This is a genomic window from Senegalia massiliensis (genome assembly GCF_009911265.1).
Lineage (GTDB): Bacteria > Bacillota > Clostridia > Tissierellales > SIT17 > Anaeromonas > Anaeromonas massiliensis_A.
The window spans coordinates 119,648-140,416 of the sequence record NZ_QXXA01000010.1; the positions used below are offsets into that span (position 1 = coordinate 119,648).

Genomic DNA, 20,769 nt, shown 5'->3' on the forward strand with positions numbered 1-20,769 from the left:
TTTCAAATAAAATGTAGGAGGTAATTCAATGAAAACGTTAGCAATTGTAGGTACTTTTGACACTAAGGGTAAGGAACTATCTTATGTTAAAGAAATAGTAGAAGAACTTGGATTAAAAACTTTAACCATTAATACTGGTGTATTTGAATCTGAATTTAAAGTAGATGTTACTAATCAAGAAGTAGTGGCAGAAGTAGGAGAAAATATATCAGATATTGCAAAAAAACATGATAGAGGATATGCCACTGAAGTTCTATCTAAATCTATAGAAAAAATAATTCCTAGACTATATAATGAAGGAAAATTTGATGGAATTATATCTTTTGGAGGAACTGGAGGAACTTCCATAGTAACTCCTGGTATGAGAGCTCTTCCTATTGGTGTTCCGAAGATAATGGTATCTACAGTAGCAGCAGGTGATACTTCATTTTATATTGGAACTAGTGATTTAATAATGATGCCATCTGTTGTAGATGTGGCAGGATTAAATAGAGTATCTACACAGATTTTCCAAAATGCAGCTCATGCTATTGCTGGAATGTTGAAATTTGAAAGTAAAAAGATAGAACATAAAAAACCTTTAGTAGCAGCAACTATGTTTGGTCTTACTACTCCAGCTGTAAACTATGCTACAGAGTATTTAGAGAAAAGAGGGTATGAAGTCCTTATATTCCATGCAACTGGTGTAGGTGGAAAGACAATGGAAAGTTTAATTGACAACGGATATATAGAGGGAGTATTAGATTTAACTACAACTGAATGGTGTGATGAATTGTTTGGTGGTGTATTGAATGCAGGACCAAATAGATTAGAAGCAGCTGCACTTAATAAAGTACCTCAAGTAGTATCTTTAGGAGCACTTGACATGGTCAATTTCGGTTCTTTTGATACTGTACCTAGTAAGTATAAGGGAAGAAAATTCTATAAGCATAATCCTTCTGTAACACTTATGAGAACTAATAAGGAAGAAAATAAATTATTGGGAGAAAAAATAGCAGAAAAATTGAATCTTGCTACACAGGATACAGTTTTAATGATTCCAAATAAAGGTCTTTCTGGTATAGATAAAGAGGGAGAAGTTTTTTATGGTTCTGAAGAAGATAAAATATTATTTGATAGTATTAAAAAGAATTTAAATAGTGATATAGTAAAAATAATTGATGTAGATACAGTAATAAATAATAAGAATTTTGCAGAAACTGCGGCGCAAGAATTAATCGATATGATGAATAGAAAAAATAATAATTAATATTAAATTACAGAAAGGTGAATAAATAATGAGTATAAAAAGAGAAGAAATTATTTCAAAATTTAGACAAAGAGTTGAAGATGGTGAAATTTTAGTAGGAGTAGGTGCTGGCACAGGTATAACTGCTAAAAGTAGTGAAGCAGGTGGTGCAGATATGCTAATTATTTATAACTCAGGAAGATATAGAATGGCAGGTCGTGGTTCTCTTGCAGGGCTTTTAGCATATGGTGATGCCAATGAGATTGTTGTAGAAATGGGATCAGAAGTATTACCAGTTGTAAAAGATACACCTGTTTTAGCAGGAGTAAATGGTACAGATCCATTTAGAGTAATGGATGTTTTCTTGAAACAGTTAAAAGATCAAGGATTTTCAGGGGTACAGAACTTCCCTACAGTTGGATTAATAGATGGTGTATTTAGAAAAAATTTAGAAGAAACAGGTATGGGCTATGATTTAGAAGTAGATATGATAAGAAAAGCTCATGAATTAGGATTATTAACTACCCCTTATGTATTTGATACAGATCAAGCAAGAAAAATGGCAGAAGCAGGAGCAGATATTATTGTAGCTCATATGGGATTAACAACTAAAGGAAGTATTGGAGCTCAAACTGCATTGACCCTTGATGAAAGTAGTAAAAGAGTACAAGAGATTGCAGATGCTGCTAAGGAAGTTAATCCTGATGTTTTAGTTATTTGTCATGGTGGACCTATTGCTGAACCAGAAGATGCAAAATATGTTTTAGAAAATACTAAAGGAGTACATGGATTCTTTGGAGCATCAAGCATTGAAAGATTTGCAGCTGAAAAAGGTATAAAAGAACAAACAGAACAATTTAAAAAAATTAAAAAATAAAAGATAACTTATATAGTGAATATTGATGCAATCTAATTGAATATGAGGATTAAAAAATCCCTCTATTTAGTTAATACTAAATAGAGGGATTTTTTAATCCTCATATTAATCTTTTAAACACAATGATTTAAAGGTCCACTACCTTTTCCTATATCAAGTCCTGATTTTAGTGCACTGGTTATATATTTCTTAGAATTATATATACTTTTTTCCATACTTAATCCTTTTCCAAGATTACATGCTATTGCAGATGATAATGTACATCCTGTACCATGAGTGTTTGGATTATCAATTCGCTTACCATTAAACCATATTGGTTTTTTCTCATAGAAAAGCAAATCATCAGCACTATCAGAAAGATGCCCACCTTTAATTAAAATATGACATTTTAAAGAATTTGAAATTTCTTTGGCTGCTTTTATCATATCTTCTTTATTTTTAATATTAAAGCCACATATACTTTCTGCTTCAAAAATATTGGGTGTAATTATATCAGCAACAGGTAATAATTTAGTTTCTAAAGTATTCATTGCATCTTTACTCATTAATTCATGTCCGCTTGTAGAAAACATGACAGGGTCTACTACTATATTTTTACATTTATATTCTTTAAGTTTATTAGAAATTACTTCTATTATTTCTTTAGAAGATACCATTCCAATTTTTATTGCATCTGGGAAAATATCTTCAAAAATACAATCTAATTGTTTAGATACAAACTCAGGACTTATTTCAGATACATCATAAACTCCAGTAGTATTTTGGGCAGTTAAAGCTGTAATGGCGCTCATAGCATACATTTTGTGAGTTGTAATAGTTTTTATATCTGCTTGTATACCTGCGCCTCCGCTACAATCTGACCCTGCAATAGTTAAAATTTTTTTCAAAATAATTCCTCCATTTCTTTAAAAGAATATATAAAATAATTACTTAGTTTTTTTATTTTTTGTAAGTCTTTCTTTGATGATTTATCATAAACTCCTACAACATCAAACCCTTCATTTTTAGCTGTCTTTATTGAGTAAAGAGAATCTTCGAACACAATAATATCTTCTTTAGAAAGACCTAATTTTTGCATTGATTTTATATAAATATCTGGTTTAGATTTTCCAGCAGAGATTTCATTTGAAGTAATAATAAATTCAAAATAATCTAAGATCTCTAATCTTTCAAGTGCTTTTTTTGAAAGTGTTTTATCTAATTCAGTTGCTATGCACATTTTTATGCCTTTTGATCTAAGTTTATAGATATATTCTTTTATATAAGGTTTTAATTCTATTTCATATACATATTTATTTTTTACTATTTTATTAATATATTTAATTATTTCTTCTGTAGATAATTTAATTCCAAATGAATTCTTAAAGTAATTTGCAGACTCATTAAAACTCATTTCTTTTATAATTTTATTCAAATTATCAGGTGGTACTATATTGTGGTTTTCCAAAAATGTTTTTCCAGCATTATCCCAACTATCCATTGAATTTAAAAGAGTTCCATCTAAATCAAATATAGCTGCTTTATACTTCATAATTCACCATCTTAGAAGCTAAATCATATAACTTTTTAGTAGCATCATAAATATTTTCTTTTGAAAATATTGCAGATATAACGCAGATTCCATCAATATCAGTATTTTTCAAATTAAATATATTTTCTTCATTTATGCCTCCTATTGCTACTACTGGTATTGAAACAGAATTACAAATATCTTTTAAAGTATCCATAGATATTACATTTACATCTGATTTAGTATTTGTTTTAAAAGCAGAGCCAACCCCTATATAATCTGCTCCATTTTCTTCTGCTATTTTTGCTTGTTCTACTGTGCTTGCAGATACTCCAAGAATTTTATCTTCTCCTATTATATTTCTTGCATTTTTAGCATTCATATCACCTTGTCCTACATGAACTCCATCTGCACCACATTTCATTGCAATATCTACATTGTCATTTATAACAAAGGGAACTTTGTATCTATCTGTTATATTTTTTATTTCTTTTGCTTCTTTTAAAAAATCTTCAAAGGGGAAGTCTTTTTCTCGTAATTGTATAAATGTTGCTCCTGCTTTCAAAGTATCTTCTACTTGTTCTATAAGAGAATTTTCTCCTAGCCATGTTCTATCTGTTACTACATATAAAAGCATAGACTTTTTATCTATTTTCAATATTTGCACCTTCCTTTAATTTTTTATAATTCATTTTACTTATTTCATCAATTAAAAACATCCTATAACTAGAAGTACCACCATCTGCTTTTTGTAGTTTTTTAAAAGCTACTTCTCCAGCAAGACCCATATGAGCTACAGCTATAGAAGTTGAATCAAGAATATTATTCTTATTTGCACCACAATATGTACCAATTACATTTGTAAGCATACAACCTGTACCTGTAACTTTAGACATTAAAGAATGTCCATTATATATAATATTTGCATTTTTCTCACTTGCTACAATATCAATTGCTCCTGTTAATACAATTATTGCACCAGTTTCTTTACTTAAATTTTTGCAAAGTGTAATCATATTGTCTAAGCTTTTTTCTTCTACTTTATCTTCTTCATTTGCATCTACACCACTAGTAGTGCCACTTCCTTCATAAATAGTTTTTATCTCAGAAGCATTTCCTCTAATAACAGAAAACTGTATTTCTTTTAACAACTTAAAAGTTACTTCATTTCTAAATTGAGATGCTCCTACAGCTACAGGATCTAATATAACTGGATTTCCAATTTCATTAGCTTTTTTACCAGCTTTTATCATTGATTCTATAACTCTTTCATTTAGAGTTCCTATATTAATAACTAAAGCGTCACAGATAGAGTTTATTTCTGCTACTTCTTCAATACCATCTGCCATAATAGGAGAACCTCCAGCAGCTAATACAATATTTGCACAATCATTTACTGTTACATAATTTGTAATAGAATGAACTAATGGTGTTGTATGTTGTACATTTTCATAAATTTCTTTAAACATTTTAATTCCTCCATTGAATTGGTTTTTATATTATTTATAGCTCATATCCCAAAATTTCATTTCATGTTCACATGCTTTAAGAAAAATTTTTATTAATTTTTCTTCCTCTTCTTCATCAATGTTTGCACAAATTTTATCTAAAAACTTACATGAATTCAGGCTAAATTTTTGAAATTCTTCTCCTGCATATTCTTCAATCCATGGTCCATAATAGTTATTTGCTATATTTTTTTTACTTTGAGTTTTTAATGTTTTACCAATATATTCATAAGTTAATGTGCAAGGGAGTGCAGACATGAATATTTCCTTTATATCTCCTTTTTCTGTGAAACTTAGCATATAATCAAGATAGTTTCTATTTGCAGGTTTTACTTCCATATCATCTACTTTATATACGTCAAGATTATAATCTTTAAGATACTTAGTATGCATATTTGTTTCGTCTGCAACTACCACACCTATGCAAGTATGTAAAAACTGTAAATCCTTTATAGAATTTATTTTTAAAAATACATGCGCATAAACTTTTCCATATTCTTTTAAATATAAAGAATCCTGAATTAAATAATTTTCAAATTTTTTTCTGTCTAATTTTCCATCTCTTAAATCTTGTATAAACGGATGTTTTATATAATCATTATAATATTTTTTAACTCTTGGATCATTTATAACTTTTTCTGAAAAACTCATATATTCACCTCAATTTTTTATAGTTTTGCTTAAGTGTCTTAATGGTATAATAGCTAACACAATAATACTTAGTAAAACTTCTATTCCATATCCCAATAAGTTATATGTTATAGAATAGATCCATGTATTCATTTCTTCAGGAGCAAACTGACCAAAGAAAATGACGCCTGATAGCACACTGAATAATATGGATAATGTTCCTGCTAATGTTGCTCCAAAAATTAATCTTGATTTAGTTTTAGTTCCAAATATAGGTGTAAAAGCAATTACTATCATTCCTCCAAAATAGTCTAAAGGTAATTGTAGAGGATAAAAGGGTGGTTGAATAACTGATTTTAGAGCACCAACAATAATCCCGCATATAATGCCTTCTTTAATCCCAAATATAGATGAAAGTATCATTATTGGGAGAACAGATAGCAAGCTAAACCCCCCACCTTGTGGAAATGGTACTATTTTTATCATATAAAGTACAATAGAAATAGCGGCTATAATTCCAATTCTTGTAAGAGATTTTATATTAAATCTAAATCTTTTTAATTTTTTGATACTTATGATAAGAAGTCCCATTGTTAAAATTATGGCCCAAACAATTGCTATATTTATAGTTATCACCTTCTTTCATAAAAAAAGCATGTTCTATGATCTAGAACATGCTTAAAATATTCATAAAAATGTTCCTACGCTGGCATTATCCAGATCAGGTTTAAGGGTTTTCATCGCTTAGATTTATTCTCAGCCTGATTGCACAAGCTCCCCTATATATTTAATTTAATTCACAGGAAATAAAGAGTAATAAAGTCTTTCCTCTTATTTTTACTATATGTTAGTAGTTTATCATTGTCAAGTAATAGAATGATACTTAAAAAAGTTGGACATCTTCTAAAATAGAGATTGAGGTATTATTTCTTTTATTTTTTTATATTATATTTTTGTAATTTACATTAATCTTATTTTCATTATTTAAATTTAACTAATACATATTTTATATTTTTAATATATAACTTGAATAATTTCTATTAATTAGATATATTTAAACTAAAGATATTTCGTTAAATTGAAAATAAGGAGGTAATGTAATAATGATTCAGGAAAGAATAAAAGTATTACGTAAGTTAATGAATGAAAAGAAAATGGATGTATATATAGTTCCCACATCTGATTTTCACCAAACAGAATACGTTGGAGAGTATTTTAAAGCAAGAAAATTTATTACAGGTTTTTCGGGGTCAGCAGGTACCGCTGTAATTACAATGAATGAGGCTTACCTTTGGACAGATGGAAGATACTTTATACAAGCTAAAAATGAATTAGAAGGAACTTCTGTTAAACTTATGAAGATGGGGGAACCTAATTATCCTACAATAGAAGAATATTTAGATCAAGCATTACCTGAAAATGGGATATTGGGATTTGATGGTAGAGTAGTTGCTATGAAAGAAGGACAATTATATGAAAAAATAGTTAAAAATAAAAATGGAAAAATAGTATATAAATATGATTTGATAGATGAAATTTGGGAAGATAGACCGACTTTAAATACAGGAAAGGTATTTGATTTAGATATTAAATATGCTGGAGAAAGTGTGGAAAGTAAGTTAAATCGTATTAGAAAAGTTATGAATGAAAACAATGCAAATATTCATGTACTAACTACATTAGATGATATTTGTTGGACATTAAATATACGTGGTAATGATATTAAATATTTTCCTCTAGTATTATCTTATATTATTATAAGAATGGATAAGGTGGGTTTATATATAGATGAATCCAAGTTAAGTGATAATATAAAAGAAAAATTGTCTTTGAATAAAGTTGTATTACATTCTTATAATGACATCTATGAAGATATTATGAGAACTAAAAAAGATGAAGTAATTTTATTAGATCCAGATAAAGTAAATTATGCTTTATATAATAATATACCAAAAGAGAATAAAATAGTTGAGAAAAGAAACCCTCAAATATTATTTAAGGCTATAAAAAATGATACAGAAGTTAAAAATATGAGAGAAGCCCAAATTAAAGATAGTATAGCACATATAAAGTTCATGAAATGGTTAAAGGAAAATGCTAAAGACTTAAATATTACTGAAATAAGTGCTTGTGACAAATTATATGAATTTAGAAAAGAACAGGGAAATTTTATAGGACCAAGTTTTGCTCCAATATCTTCTTATGGAGAACATGCAGCTATTGTTCATTATGAATCATCTCCTGAAACTGATGTAGAAATTAAAGAAGGAAACTTTTATTTAACTGATACAGGAGGCAGTTATTATGAAGGCTCTACTGATATTACTAGAACCTATGCAATAGGTAAATTAACAAAAGAAATGAAAGAACACTTCACTTTAGTTGTAATAAGTAATATGAATTTAACAAGTGCTAAGTTTCTTAAAGGGGTTACTGGTATGAATTTAGATTATGTTGCAAGAAAACCTTTTTGGGATAGAGGACTTAATTTTAATCATGGGACAGGCCATGGAATAGGTTATTTGCTTAATATTCATGAAGGTCCTACAGGATTCCGTTGGCAAGCAAGGGATTATGAATCTCATCCATTTGAAGAAAATATGATTATTACAAATGAACCTGGAATTTATATTGAAGGTTCTTATGGTATTCGATTAGAAAATGAGATATTAGTTAAAATGGACGAAAAAAATGAATATGGTGAATTTATGAAATTTGAGCCAATTACTTATATACCTATGGATTTAGATGCAATAATTCCAGAGATTATGAGTGAAGAAGATAAAAAATTATTAAATGACTACCATAAATTAGTATTTAAAAAGATATCACCATATTTAAATAGTGAAGAAACAAAATGGCTTGAAAGATATACTAGAAAAATATAAATAAAAAAGCACTTCAAAAAACATTTTATTTTTGAAGTGCTTTTTTATTTAATTATTTCATATATATATAAATAAATTCATATTTTGAAATATAGATTTATTTATATTGATTTAAATATTTAAACATCAATTTTAGAGTATTTGAATTGAAAAATCATAAAACCTTTAAATTAAAGATGTTGACAATCACTAGACAAAGCAAGAAATGAGTATTATAATAAAATAACAAGATGATCACGATTATTTATTTCATTTAAATGAAATAAATAATCGTATTATGAAGAGAGGTAATAAATATGATTGATATAGGTAGTGAAATTAAAGAGTTAAGAAAATCAAATAATATGACATTAAAAGATTTAAGTGAAAAGACAGGATTATCAATAGGATTTTTATCCCAATTTGAAAGGGGTTTATCTACCATAGCTGTAGATTCATTAGAATTAATAGCGAAAGCTTTGAATATAGAGTTGTCACATTTTATTTTAAAACCTAAAACAAAAAAGGAATATATATTAAAGAGTTTTGAACAAGAGGTATACGAAGTTATAAATAATAAATTTGTACATTATAATTTAAGTAACAATTTAAATAAAAAGACTTTTTTACCAAGAAAGATAAATATTTTACCAATGGGAAAAGATGAAAATATAACTGAGTACAGTCACAAGGGTGAAGAGTTTATCTATGTTCTTGAAGGAACACTTACTCTCTTTTTAGATTCTAAAAGATATGACCTTTATCCTGGAGATAGTGCACATTATAATTCTAAAAAAATGCATAATTGGGCAAATTATACTAGTAAAATGGTAAAACTTATAGTTGTTAGTACACCAAATCATTTTTCTGAAAGTGAGGTGATTCAAGAGAATGAATAAAGGTATAGTTATGAATATTCAAAAATATTCTGTTCATGATGGGCCTGGAATTAGAACTACTATTTTCTTAAAAGGCTGTCCTTTAAGTTGCTGGTGGTGTCACAATCCTGAAAGCCAAAATTTTAATTTTGAATTAATGTTTTTTAATGATAGATGTGTCGGATGTGGTAATTGTAAAGATAAATGTGAACAAGGTGCCATAAATATAAATAATGGCGTTGCTACTACTGAAGATTCTAAATGTATATTATGTGGTAAGTGTACCGATTTTTGTATAAATGAAGCAAGAAATTTAGTTGGAAAAGAGTTTTCAGCAAAAGAACTTTTAAAGGAAATAAAAAAAGATGAAATTTTTTATGAAGAATCTGGTGGTGGAGTAACATTTTCTGGAGGAGAACCTCTTTTACAAATTGATTTCTTAGAAGAAATGCTAAGATTATGCAAAGAACAAGATATACATACTACTGTTGATACTAGTGGCTATAGTGATTTTAAAAATTTCGAAAGAATTTTAGATTACACAGATTTATTTCTCTATGATATAAAACATCTAGATGATAATATGCATAAAAAATATATTGGTGTTTCAAATGAATTGATAAAAGAAAATTTAATAAAGTTATCTGAGTTGAATGCAAATATATTTGCGAGGATCCCCATTATAAAAGGTATAAATAATGATGAAAAAAATATTGATGAAACTATAGAATTTTTAAGAGAAATTAATTTAGAACAAATTAATTTACTTCCATATCACAAAATGGGAATGGAAAAGTATGAAAGAATATTTAAGGAATATAAACTTAGTGGAAATGAAAAACCATCTAAAAAAAATATAGATGTTCTATTATTAAAGTTTCAGCAATTAAATACAAAAATAAAGATAGGAGGATAAGTATATGATGTCAGAAAGAGTTAAAAAATTAAGAGAAGAAAGTTTAGAGGCTGTTCCATATATTTCAATGGAAAGAGCTCAGATTGTAAATGAGGTTTATAAGAAATATGAAGGATCAGTTTCAATACCTGTTTTAAGAGCTTTAGTACTTAAGGAATTTATGTCAAAAAAGAAATTATGTATTAATGAAGGTGAACTAATTGTAGGAGAAAGAGGAGAAGCTCCAGCTGCAACCCCTACGTATCCAGAATTATGTTGTCATACTATTGAAGATTTACAAATAATGAATGATAGAGAAAAAATATCATTTAAAGTTAGCCAAGAATCTAAGGACATACAGAAAGAAGACATTATTCCTTATTGGGAAAAAAGATCTATGAGATATCATATATTAGAAAATATGACAGAGAAATGGAAAGACTGTTATGAAAACGGTATTTTTACAGAATTTCAAGAACAAAGAGGTCCAGGTCATACAGTTGCTGATGATAAAATATATAAAAAAGGATTTTTAGATTTTAAACAAGATATTGAAAATGAAATTAATAATCTAGATTATAACAATGATGATGAAGCTCTTAATAAAAAAATGCAACTTGAAGGTATGAGTATAGCATGCGATGCAATAATGATCCTTGGGAAAAGATATTCTGAACTTGCTATAGAAATGGCAAAAAAAGAAAAGGATCAAAAAAGAAAAAAAGAATTATTAGATATAGCAGAAGTATGTAGTCATGTTCCAGCTTATGCTCCAAGAACTTTTAGAGAGGCTCTTCAAATGTATTGGTTTGTACACTTATGTGTTATAACAGAATTAAACCCTTGGGACTCCTTTAATCCAGGTAGATTAGATCAACATTTAAATCCATTTTATCAAAAAGAAATGGAAGAAGGTTCTTTAAGGAGAGAAGAAGCAGAAGAATTTTTGCAATGTCTTTGGGTTAAATTTAACAACCAACCTGCTCCGCCAAAAGTAGGAATAACTTTAAAGGAAAGTGCAACATATACTGATTTTGCTAATATAAATAGTGGAGGACTTAGAGCAGATGGTTCTGATGGAGTAAATGATGTAAGTTATTTAGTGTTAGATGTTATTGACCAAATGAGACTATTACAACCTAGTTCAAATGTTCAAATAAGTAAAAAAACTCCTCAAAAGTTTTTGAAAAAAGCTCTTAGCATTGTAAGAAAAGGATGGGGACAGCCATCTTTGTTTAATACTGATGCTGTAATACAAGAAATGTTAAATGCAGGAAAAGATATAGTAGATGCTAGATGTGGTGGAACTAGTGGTTGTATTGAAACTGGAGCATTTGGTAAAGAAGCCTTTATTTTAACTGGCTATTTTAACATTCCAAAAGTGCTTGAAATAACACTTAACAATGGCGTAGATCCTATGAGTGGAAAAAAACTTGGATTGGAAACAGGACATCCTGGTGATTTTAATAATTATGAAGAACTATTTGAGGCATTAAAAAAACAAATGAATCACTTTATTGATATAAAGGTAAGAGGAAATAGAGTAATAGAAAAATTATATGCTGAAAAAATGCCAGTTCCTTTTTTATCAGTAATTATAGATGATTGTATAAAAAAAGGTAAAGATTATAATGCTGGAGGAGCAAGATATAATGTTACTTATATCCAAGGAGTAGGTATAGGAGATATAACAGATAGTCTTGCTGCGATTAAATACCATATTTTTGATAAAAATAATTTTACTATGAATGAACTTTTAATAGCTATGAAAGATAATTTTAAAGGTCATGAGATGATACTTAATTTATTAAAGAACAAATCTCCCAAATATGGGAATGATGATGATTATGCTGACGAAATAATGACAAGTGTATTTAAAACTTATTATGAAACTGTAACTGGAAGGCCTAATATAAAAGGAGGGGAACATAGAATAAATATGTTACCCACAACATGCCATATATATTTTGGTTCAGTTATAGGAGCATTACCAAGTGGTAAAAAATCAAAAGAAGCTCTAGCTGATGGTATTTCACCTTCTAAAGGAGCAGACAAATATGGACCTACTAGTGTAATAAAGTCTGCATCTAAAATGGATCACTTAATTACAGGAGGTACTCTTTTAAATCAGAAAGTTGCACCTTCAGCAATAGAAGGTGAAGAAGGGTTAGATAAATTATCTAATTTAGTTAGAGTGTACTTCAAGCTTGATGGACATCATATACAATTTAATGTATTTAATAAAGAAACTCTATTAAAGGCTCAAAAAAATCCTGAAGATTATAAAAATCTTATAGTTAGAGTTGCAGGATATAGCGACTATTTTTCAAATCTAAATAAAGAATTGCAAGATGAAATAATAGCTAGAACGGAACAAGCAATATAATTTTAATTATTAAGAAAGGAGAGTTTAAATGAAAAACACTTTAGGATTTATAGGTGGAGGAAACATGGGGAAAGCGATGATTGGAGGTATCCTTGAAAGCAAAATATTTGCTCCAGAAAATATAATGGTGTCAGATTTAAATACTGATTTGTTAAACACAATAGAAGAAAATTATGGAGTTAAAACTACAAAAGATAATAATGTTCTTATTAAGCATTCACAGATAATAGTCTTAGCTGTTAAGCCACATATATGTGATATAGTAATTAAAGAAATTAAAGATAAAATAAAAGAAGATGCTATTATAGTTTCTATAGCTGCTGGAAAATCTATAGAACAAATTGAAGAAAATTTTAATAAAGATGTGAAAATAGTTAGAGTTATGCCCAATACTCCAGCATTAGTTGGAAAGGGTATGTCGGCTATTTCAAGTAATAATAAAGTATCAGAGGTTGAGTTAGAACAAATTATCAATATATTTGAAAGTTTTGGAGAAGTAGAATTAGTTGATGAAAAATTAATGGATGTAGTAACTGGAACAAGTGGTTCTTCACCAGCATATGTATATATGTTTATAGAAGCAATAGCTGATGGGGCTGTTCTTGAAGGGATGCCACGTGATAAAGTATATAAAATGGCAGCACAGGCTGTTTTAGGTGCAGCACAAATGGTTCTTACTACAGGCAAGCATCCCGGAGAATTAAAAGATATGGTTTGTTCTCCAGGTGGTACAACTATAGAAGCAGTAAAGACTTTAGAGGATAAGGGTTTTAGAAGTGCTGTTATGGAGGCTGTTAGAGAATGTGTAAAAAAATCTAGAGAGTTATCTTAGAAAAATGACTAAAAAAGATGTTGGTGAATATTCACCAACATCTTTTTTAGTCATTTTTATTTAACCAATCTTTTAGTATCTTTATATATTTTTTATTTTCTTCAACGAAAGGCATATGACGACTATATTCAAATAGTTCCCATTTAGAATTTGGGATTTTGTCATACATTGTTTTTGCAATAAATGGAGAACATAAATCTTTTTGTCCATTTGTGATAAGTGTTGGCTCTTTAATATCTTCAATTTCATTCATATAATTAAAATTTTTTAAAGTGCCAGATGGACTAAATTCATTTTGTCCCCATGCCATAAGGTATGACTGTGTTCCAGCTTTTTTTTCTCTTCTCAAACATTCTGGAGAATTTTCATCTACTGTTCCTGCACAATAATTTAGCATAAATTCTGCTTCTGCTTCTTTATATTCTTCAGTAGAATAGTTTCCAGTTTCTTCTGAATTTCTTATGGCTTCTTGATGTTTGTGTGACATGAATTTAATCCTTCTACGTTGTTCCCTTTCCCATAATTCAGAAGAAGGTAAAGTGCTAGATAATATATAAGATTTTATACCTTGAGGTTTATATTCACAGGCATAATAAATTGCAAGCATTCCACCCCAAGATTGTCCTAATATATGAACTTCATCTAAATTTAAATGTTTTCGTAGTTCAATTAATTCTTCAGTCCAAGTATTTGCATTCCACAATTCAGGTTGATCTGGTATAGAAGACTTTCCACAACCTATTTGATCATACATAACAACCTGTCTTCCATCATTTGCTATATCATCCAGGACTTCAAAATAATTATGTGTTGAACCTGGTCCACCATGTAATAGTAATAGTGGTTTTTTATTATCTTTATTTTCCCCAACTATGCGATAATATGTTTTATATTCTCCAAATGGCATATAACCTTCAGTAACTTTCATAAAAATCTCCTTTTTATCTAGATTCAGGTACTACAATTATATCTTTTGTAAATTTATTTAAAACTTCACAACCATCTTCAGTTGTTATAACAAGATCTTCAATACGAACTCCAATTCCTTCTTCTGGGAGATAAATCCCTGGTTCCACAGAAAAACATTGGCCTGGCTTTATTATATCTTTATTTACAGAAGATACATCACCAAATTCATGGTCTTCAAGTCCAGTAGAGTGACCTGTTCTATGTGTAAAGTATTTTCCATAACCTTTTTCTTCAATATAGTTTCTTGCAGCTAAGTCTACATCACACATTCTATTTCCTGGCTTTGCTGCTGCAATTCCTCTTAAATTAGCTTCTAATACTATATTGTAAATTTCCTTTTGTCTTTCAGATACTTCTCCTAAAAATACTGTTCTGGTCATATCAGATGCATAGTTTTTATAAAATCCACCAATATCTAGAATGACACAATCTCCATATTTTCCTTTTGTATCATCAGTTACATGATGAGGGTCAGCTGCGCCTTTAGCATATGCTGTAATTGGATCAAAAGAAACTTCTTCAATACCATGACTCTTATAAATTTCACGTACTTTAGCATTTAATTCTTTTTCAGTCAAGCCTTTTCCTGCCCATGGAATTAATTCTTCCATTACTTTGTCATTAATTCTTGAAGATTCTCTTAACAGTTCTTTTTCTTCTTCGTCTTTAATCATTCTTACATGATCAACTATGTGAGAACCATTTACAAATTTACTATTAGTTAAAAGTTCTTGTAATCTTAATAAGAATTTAGATGGCCAAGTTTTATCTATTCCTATTATTTCACCATCTTCTACATATTTAGATAATATTTCAACACCATCTTGGATATCATTATACCATAATATATCAACACCAAGATCTTCTTCTTGAGGGAACAACTCATTGATAACGATCTTATGATTTCCGTTAGTGTTTAGGTATAATGCTAATAACCTTTCTCCTGGAATAATCCATTTACCTGTTAAATAAAAAATAGCATTTGGATCTGAAATGATAACTTGTGGTATACCATTTTCCTCCATTGATTTTAAAACTCTATTTACTCTACTTTCATTCATATGAAAAAACCCCCTTAGAATTTATTTGTAATTTAATTTTGTTAATTAAATATTATTGGATCATGATAATAATATATCAACATACATGTTTTAAGTCAAGTGCACATAATGAATAAAAGTCTATAAAATTTCATAGTTAGAATAAAAATTATATTAAATAAAGCAATTATTTCATGATTAAAATATTTTTTTATAAAAATGAAAAAAATAATTGTAAACACAAGAAAAATATGTTAAGGTAATAAATGGAGAGGTTAAACAAATAACAAATCAAAAAGGTAGGAGGTATGAAGATGGAAAACGTTAAACAAAAAAGACCATTAGGCTTTTACGTATGCTCACTTGCTTTCACATTTGAAAGATTTGCATTCTATTCAGCAAAATGGTTATTAGCAGTATTCGTTGTTGCTAGTCTTGCAGATGGAGGACTAGGACTTACACCTGCAGATGGGGCTAAAATGTCAGCTAATTTAGTAGCATTTACTTATCTTGCACCGCTTTTCGGTTCTGTTATATCAGATAGGTTTGTAGGAGCAAGATACTTAGTACCTATCGGTATGATTTTAATGGGATCAGGCTACTTAGTAGGAGCTAATGCTACAAGTGCACTTATGGTTAATATGATGATTGTTATGGTATCTATTGGGACTGGGTTATTTAAGCCACAAACAAATGCTATTACAGGTAGACTTTTTAAGGATAAGGATCAATTGGATGGTGCATTTTCTACTCAGTACTCATTTGTTAATTTTGGTTCATTTATTGGTACTACAATTATTGGTTTAATTACTAAAGCCCAAGGATATTCATTCAGTTTTACAGTTTGTGGAATTATTATGTTTATTGGAGCTATAGGTTTTATTTTTGGATGGAGATTCTTAGGAGAAGCAGGTAAAAAACCATTTAAGGTTAATGAACATGAAGAAGAAAAAGTTCAAGAAACTATAGAAAAAAAAGAAGAAAAAAGACCTCTTACAACTATTGAAAAGAAAAGAGTTGCAGCTATTGTATTAGTATCTTTCTTCTCAGTTATATTTTGGGTATTTTGGTATTTAGCATATATGCCAGTATATTATTACTGGGGGGGAGAAGCTGGTCTTGCAGATTGGACAATAGGTAACTTTGCCGTGCCAACATCTTGGTTTGACTCATTAAATGCATTTATGTGTATTTCATTAGGTCCACTTCTTGGTGGCTTATGGGTTAGATTAGCTAAAAGACCTCAAGGTGACCTTAGTATGTTTAAAAAAACATCCTTAGGAATGATAACATTAGGTATATCTTATGTAATATTTGCAGGAGCAGATATTGCAAGGGGGAGTGGTCTTGCTAATTTAGGTTGGATTATTGCCTTTGGTATAGTTTTATCCTTGGGTGAAATGTTATTCTCACCTCTTGGGAACTCATTTATTAGTAAATTCTCACCACCTAGATTATTATCGGCTATGATGGCTGTTTGGACATTAGCTGTATTTTTTGCAGGTAAATCGTATGGTTGGTTATATGAATTTACATTAAAATTTAAATTTGTAAATGCATATCTTACAATAGCAGCTATTGCAATATTGTCAGGGATAATCCTTTGGGCTATAGATGGTAAACTAAAAGGATTAGTAGTTGAAGATGAAAAAGAAGAATATAATGTGAATACCGCTGTAGAAAATCCACCTAATGATTTTAGCGTTTAAAAACAAATCCACAGTTTAAACTGTGGATTTGTTTTTAATAATTATTATTCATGCTATATATAAATAGAATTAAATAAAAAAATACTGAAGGTGAGTAATTATGCTTTTTGATTATAATGAAATATTAGTTAAGAAAGTAATGAATAAAGATTATATTGTTTTAAATATTAGAAATACAGTAAATGAAGCGATAAAATTAATGCTAAAAAATAATATTCAAGATGTATTTATAGAAGATTTAAACCATAATGTTAAGGGGGTAATAACATTATCAGATGTGGCAAATATCTATGATGAAATAAATCAAGAAATACTTCTTAAAAAATATATTAGAACTAATATGATTAGTGTGGATAAAAATAAGACATTATACCAATGTCGAAGTATTATGATTGAAAATAACATTGGTAGATTACCTGTATTAGAAAAAGGAAATTTAATAGGAGTAATAAGACAAGCGGAAATAAGAGACTACTTTTATATGGATTTAGAAAGAATAAGTAAAACATTGAATCATATAGTAGAAAGTATACATGAAGCATTATGTTTAATAGATACAAAAGGAAAAGTGATTATTTGGAATAAAAATGCAGCAGAATTATATGATATACCCCAAAAAGATATAGTGGGTAAAAATATAAAAGATTTTTTTCCAGATTCTATAAATTCAAAAGTATTAGAAAGTAAAGAAAGAATAACTAATGTTTATCATTCACCTAAAAAAAATTATAAAGTAATTATAAATGCTTTACCTATATATATAAATGGGAAATTTGAAGGAGTTTTAACTACAGACAGAGATGTTACTGAGGTTACTAGTTTATCAAAGAAGTTAGAAAAAGCTAATAGTAATTTAAAGTTTTTAGAAGGAGAATTTAAGAAATTAAAAAATAATTACTTTGATAATATAATTGGGAGAAGTACTAAGATAATAGAAAAAATTAAAATTGCAAAGCAAGTTTCAAAAAGTGATATATCTGTATTAATTAGTGGTGAAAGTGGTACTGGTAAAGAATTATTTGCTAAAAATATACATGATTATAGTGGGGGTAAAGGATCATTTATACCTGTAAACTGTAGTGCCATACCTAATGAATTATTTGAATCGGAGTTTTTTGGATATGATGAAGGTGCATTTACTGGAGCTAATAAAAAGGGAAAAGTAGGATTTTTTGAATTGGCTAATAATGGAACTTTATTTTTAGATGAAATAGCAGAACTCCCATTATATATGCAGGCAAAACTTTTAAGAGTACTTCAGGATAATACATTTACTAGAGTTGGAGGTACTGAGGTTATTAATTCTAAGGTGAGGATAATTTCTGCAACAAATGCAAATTTAGCTGAAATGGTAGATGAAGGTAAGTTTAGAAAAGATCTTTTTTATAGATTAAATGTAATAGAAATTAAGTTACCTCCTTTAAGAGAAAGGGAAAATGATATTGTACTTTTAACTTATCATTTTTTAAATGAATTAGCTGAAAAAAATAATAGAGATGTTCCAAAAATATCCCCTGAAGTTTTAGATATTTTTAAGAAATATAACTGGAATGGAAATATTAGAGAATTAAGAAATGTAGTTGAACATACTTTAGTATTATGTACAGATAATGTAATAAATAAAGATAGGTTACCATCACATATCTTAAAATTTGTAAAGGAAAAGGAACATGATTTTATAAAAACTGAAAGTACATTTGATTTAAATAAATCTATATCTAATTTAGAAAAAAAAATAATAATAGAAGCTTTGAAAAATACAAAGGGAAATAAGGCAAAGGCAGCAAAATTATTAAATATTCCAAGAAGTACATTGCACTATAAATTAGATAGCTATGAAATAGTCAATTTTTAGACATATGTCTAAAAATTGACTATTTTTATATATGCATATTAAATACTAGTATTTAGGTAAAGAAAGAAGAGAAATTATTTTTAGATTAGTCAGTTAATTGACAATATTAAAATTTGTTTTTTATTAACCTAAAAAATCCCTGCCGAAAAACACTAAAACAAGCCATTTATACTTTGTTTTTTATTTGTGAATTTTGGCATGTGTTTTGCAAATATTAAAGAGTGTAGTATAAAAAACAAATATAAGTTAATAGTTTAACAGTATTTAAATTGTAAGGGGGTGACAAAATGAATATAGAAATACTATTAAGACAACATGTTGGAGCACCATGTAATCCGATAGTTGAAGAGGGTCAGAAATTAAAAAAAGGTCAATTAATAGCTAAACCTAACGGTTTAGGAGCAAATATACATTCCAGTGTATATGGTAAAGTTATAAAAATAACAAATGAAAGTATAGTAATAGATGCAGATAAAAATCAACCTGAAGAATATGTGAAAATCAAAATGACAGATAGTAATATTGAAGCAATTAAGGAAGCAGGTATTGTAGGTGCAGGAGGAGCAGGGTTCCCATCTCATATTAAATTCAATGTAGATTTAGAAGGGGGATTTGTTATTGCAAATGCTGCTGAATGTGAACCTGACTTGAAGCATAACATTAAGGTGATTGAAGAAGATCCTGAATTATTAATTAGAGGAATAAAATATGCAATGGAAATATCTAATGCATCTAAGGGATATATTGCAATTAAGCCTAAAAATAAAAAAGCACTTATTGCAATAGCAAACGTTTGCAAAAATGAAAGAAACATTGAAATAAAGCATTTACCTGATATGTATCCTGCAGGGGATGAGAGAGTTATAATAAGAGAATTATTAGGAGTGGAATTGCAGCCTGGAAAACTACCTTTAGCAATTAATGCAATAGTAACAAACATTGAAACATTAAAAAATGTTGTTCATGCTATAGAAGATAGAAAACCTGTTATAACTAAAGATATAACAGTAGGTGGTAGGGTTAAAAATGCTATAGGTGGTAAAGCGATATTAGATGTACCTATAGGAATGCCAGTAATTCACTATATTAACCAATACGGTGGATACATTAAACCTGAAGGAGAAATAGTTATTGGTGGACCATTTACAGGTAAACGTGGGGAAGAAAATTCACCTATAACTAAGGTTTTAGGTGGAATGTTAGTGGCAATGCCTTTCCCAGAAGAAAAAAGAAAAATAGGTGTCATAGAATGTGAGTGTGGAGCTCAACTTGATAGACTTTCTGAAATAGTTGAAGGTATGAATGGTAAAATTATTGCTTCTACTAAATGTAATAGAATGGTTGAAATAAATGGTAGATATAGATGTGATTTACCAGGAATATGCCCAGGACAAGCAGAAAAAGTATTATATTTAAAGAAACAAGGTGCAGAAGCTATAATTACTGGAAGCTGTGAGGACTGAACTAACACTATAATGAAAGTAGCTCCTAGGTTAGGAGTTCGAGTGTATCATAGCACAGATCATGTTTTAAGGGCAACAGGACATAAATTGTATAGAAGAACTATTAAGTAATAAAAGCATTA

At 28.7% G+C, this 20,769-nt stretch carries 18 protein-coding genes and 1 riboswitch; of the genes, 10 read left to right on the forward strand and 8 right to left on the reverse strand.

What is annotated here, in order from left to right; genetic code table 11:
• Window positions 1-28: 28 nt before the first annotated feature.
• Both D3Z33_RS09945 and D3Z33_RS09950 read left to right on the forward strand, forming a co-directional pair.
• The gene (locus D3Z33_RS09945) at window positions 29-1,249 is read left to right on the forward strand and encodes a Tm-1-like ATP-binding domain-containing protein (RefSeq protein ID WP_160197608.1); all 1,221 of its coding nucleotides are present in this window, start codon (window positions 29-31) and stop codon (window positions 1,247-1,249) included.
• A gap of 28 nt (window positions 1,250-1,277) precedes the next feature.
• A complete protein-coding gene (locus tag D3Z33_RS09950) occupies window positions 1,278-2,105 on the forward strand; it encodes a phosphoenolpyruvate hydrolase family protein (RefSeq protein WP_201750494.1) in 828 nt (275 codons plus the stop codon).
• 113 nt (window positions 2,106-2,218) lie between these two features.
• Here D3Z33_RS09950 and thiD read toward each other — a convergent pair whose 3' ends face one another.
• Genes thiD through D3Z33_RS09980 form a run of 6 tightly spaced genes read right to left on the reverse strand, consistent with a single transcriptional unit; the run spans window position 2,219 to window position 6,389 of the window.
• Window positions 2,219-2,992 carry a bifunctional hydroxymethylpyrimidine kinase/phosphomethylpyrimidine kinase gene (gene thiD, locus D3Z33_RS09955; RefSeq protein WP_160197609.1) on the reverse strand — a complete coding sequence of 258 codons (774 nt, stop codon included), beginning with the start codon at window positions 2,990-2,992 and terminating at the stop codon, window positions 2,219-2,221.
• Window positions 2,989-3,636: an HAD family hydrolase gene (locus D3Z33_RS09960; protein ID WP_160197610.1), complete on the reverse strand. Its 648-nt coding sequence runs from the start codon at window positions 3,634-3,636 to the stop codon at window positions 2,989-2,991. The genes thiD and D3Z33_RS09960 overlap by 4 nt, the downstream gene beginning before the upstream one ends.
• Window positions 3,626-4,273: a thiamine phosphate synthase gene (gene thiE / locus D3Z33_RS09965; RefSeq protein WP_160197611.1), complete on the reverse strand. Its 648-nt coding sequence runs from the start codon at window positions 4,271-4,273 to the stop codon at window positions 3,626-3,628. The genes D3Z33_RS09960 and thiE overlap by 11 nt, the downstream gene beginning before the upstream one ends.
• Window positions 4,260-5,084, reverse strand: coding sequence for a hydroxyethylthiazole kinase (thiM, locus tag D3Z33_RS09970; protein WP_160197612.1), 825 nt, complete (start codon window positions 5,082-5,084; stop codon window positions 4,260-4,262). Before thiM ends, thiE begins: the two co-directional genes overlap by 14 nt.
• A 30-nt stretch (window positions 5,085-5,114) precedes the next feature.
• Window positions 5,115-5,774: a thiaminase II gene (tenA, locus tag D3Z33_RS09975; protein ID WP_160197613.1), complete on the reverse strand. Its 660-nt coding sequence runs from the start codon at window positions 5,772-5,774 to the stop codon at window positions 5,115-5,117.
• A gap of 9 nt (window positions 5,775-5,783) precedes the next feature.
• The gene (locus D3Z33_RS09980; RefSeq protein ID WP_160197614.1) at window positions 5,784-6,389 is read right to left on the reverse strand and encodes an energy-coupled thiamine transporter ThiT; all 606 of its coding nucleotides are present in this window, start codon (window positions 6,387-6,389) and stop codon (window positions 5,784-5,786) included.
• A 44-nt stretch (window positions 6,390-6,433) separates the two neighbouring features.
• A riboswitch (TPP riboswitch) is annotated at window positions 6,434-6,544 on the reverse strand.
• A 309-nt stretch (window positions 6,545-6,853) separates the two neighbouring features.
• Here D3Z33_RS09980 and D3Z33_RS09985 point away from each other — a divergent pair.
• The 5 genes from D3Z33_RS09985 (at window position 6,854) to proC (ending at window position 13,611) form a co-directional block, all read left to right on the forward strand.
• Complete coding sequence (locus tag D3Z33_RS09985) at window positions 6,854-8,641, forward strand: aminopeptidase P family N-terminal domain-containing protein (RefSeq protein ID WP_160197683.1); 1,788 nt, start codon at window positions 6,854-6,856, stop codon at window positions 8,639-8,641.
• A 296-nt stretch (window positions 8,642-8,937) separates the two neighbouring features.
• A complete protein-coding gene (locus D3Z33_RS09990; protein WP_160197615.1) occupies window positions 8,938-9,519 on the forward strand; it encodes a helix-turn-helix domain-containing protein in 582 nt (193 codons plus the stop codon).
• Window positions 9,512-10,414: a trans-4-hydroxy-L-proline dehydratase activase gene (locus D3Z33_RS09995; RefSeq protein ID WP_160197616.1), complete on the forward strand. Its 903-nt coding sequence runs from the start codon at window positions 9,512-9,514 to the stop codon at window positions 10,412-10,414. Before D3Z33_RS09990 ends, D3Z33_RS09995 begins: the two co-directional genes overlap by 8 nt.
• A 4-nt stretch (window positions 10,415-10,418) precedes the next feature.
• The gene (gene hypD / locus D3Z33_RS10000) at window positions 10,419-12,779 is read left to right on the forward strand and encodes a trans-4-hydroxy-L-proline dehydratase (protein ID WP_160197617.1); all 2,361 of its coding nucleotides are present in this window, start codon (window positions 10,419-10,421) and stop codon (window positions 12,777-12,779) included.
• A 28-nt stretch (window positions 12,780-12,807) separates the two neighbouring features.
• Entirely contained in the window at window positions 12,808-13,611 is an 804-nt protein-coding gene (proC, locus tag D3Z33_RS10005) for a pyrroline-5-carboxylate reductase (protein WP_160197618.1), read from the forward strand.
• A 46-nt stretch (window positions 13,612-13,657) separates the two neighbouring features.
• On the opposite strand, the gene pepI is transcribed toward proC, so the two are convergent.
• A complete protein-coding gene (gene pepI, locus D3Z33_RS10010) occupies window positions 13,658-14,539 on the reverse strand; it encodes a proline iminopeptidase (RefSeq protein WP_160197619.1) in 882 nt (293 codons plus the stop codon).
• 13 nt (window positions 14,540-14,552) lie between these two features.
• Window positions 14,553-15,641: a M24 family metallopeptidase gene (locus D3Z33_RS10015; RefSeq protein WP_160197620.1), complete on the reverse strand. Its 1,089-nt coding sequence runs from the start codon at window positions 15,639-15,641 to the stop codon at window positions 14,553-14,555.
• Window positions 15,642-15,934: 293 nt separating this feature from the next.
• On the opposite strand from D3Z33_RS10015, the gene D3Z33_RS10020 reads away from it, so the two are divergent.
• The 3 genes from D3Z33_RS10020 (at window position 15,935) to prdC (ending at window position 20,758) form a co-directional block, all read left to right on the forward strand.
• A complete protein-coding gene (locus tag D3Z33_RS10020; protein ID WP_160197621.1) occupies window positions 15,935-17,329 on the forward strand; it encodes a peptide MFS transporter in 1,395 nt (464 codons plus the stop codon).
• Between the two features lie 100 nt (window positions 17,330-17,429).
• On the forward strand, window positions 17,430-19,184 hold the full coding sequence (gene prdR, locus D3Z33_RS10025; protein WP_160197622.1) for a sigma-54 dependent transcriptional regulator PrdR: 1,755 nt from the start codon (window positions 17,430-17,432) through the stop codon (window positions 19,182-19,184).
• Between the two features lie 287 nt (window positions 19,185-19,471).
• Entirely contained in the window at window positions 19,472-20,758 is a 1,287-nt protein-coding gene (gene prdC, locus D3Z33_RS10030) for a proline reductase-associated electron transfer protein PrdC (RefSeq protein ID WP_201750496.1), read from the forward strand.
• The last annotated feature ends 11 nt before the right edge of the window (window positions 20,759-20,769 follow it).

Bases quoted from the DNA above. Each gene is read 5' to 3' on its own strand.
- D3Z33_RS09945 (WP_160197608.1), top strand. From the start codon at position 29: ATGAAAACGTTAGCAATTGTAGGTACTTTTGACACTAAGGGTAAGGAA.
- D3Z33_RS09950 (WP_201750494.1), top strand. From the start codon at position 1,278: ATGAGTATAAAAAGAGAAGAAATTATTTCAAAATTTAGACAAAGAGTT.
- D3Z33_RS09960 (WP_160197610.1), bottom strand. From the start codon at position 3,636: ATGAAGTATAAAGCAGCTATATTTGATTTAGATGGAACTCTTTTAAAT.
- thiM (WP_160197612.1), bottom strand. From the start codon at position 5,084: ATGTTTAAAGAAATTTATGAAAATGTACAACATACAACACCATTAGTT.
- tenA (WP_160197613.1), bottom strand. From the start codon at position 5,774: ATGAGTTTTTCAGAAAAAGTTATAAATGATCCAAGAGTTAAAAAATAT.
- D3Z33_RS09990 (WP_160197615.1), top strand. From the start codon at position 8,938: ATGATTGATATAGGTAGTGAAATTAAAGAGTTAAGAAAATCAAATAAT.
- D3Z33_RS09995 (WP_160197616.1), top strand. From the start codon at position 9,512: ATGAATAAAGGTATAGTTATGAATATTCAAAAATATTCTGTTCATGAT.
- hypD (WP_160197617.1), top strand. From the start codon at position 10,419: ATGATGTCAGAAAGAGTTAAAAAATTAAGAGAAGAAAGTTTAGAGGCT.
- proC (WP_160197618.1), top strand. From the start codon at position 12,808: ATGAAAAACACTTTAGGATTTATAGGTGGAGGAAACATGGGGAAAGCG.
- pepI (WP_160197619.1), bottom strand. From the start codon at position 14,539: ATGAAAGTTACTGAAGGTTATATGCCATTTGGAGAATATAAAACATAT.
- D3Z33_RS10015 (WP_160197620.1), bottom strand. From the start codon at position 15,641: ATGAATGAAAGTAGAGTAAATAGAGTTTTAAAATCAATGGAGGAAAAT.
- D3Z33_RS10020 (WP_160197621.1), top strand. From the start codon at position 15,935: ATGGAAAACGTTAAACAAAAAAGACCATTAGGCTTTTACGTATGCTCA.
- prdR (WP_160197622.1), top strand. From the start codon at position 17,430: ATGCTTTTTGATTATAATGAAATATTAGTTAAGAAAGTAATGAATAAA.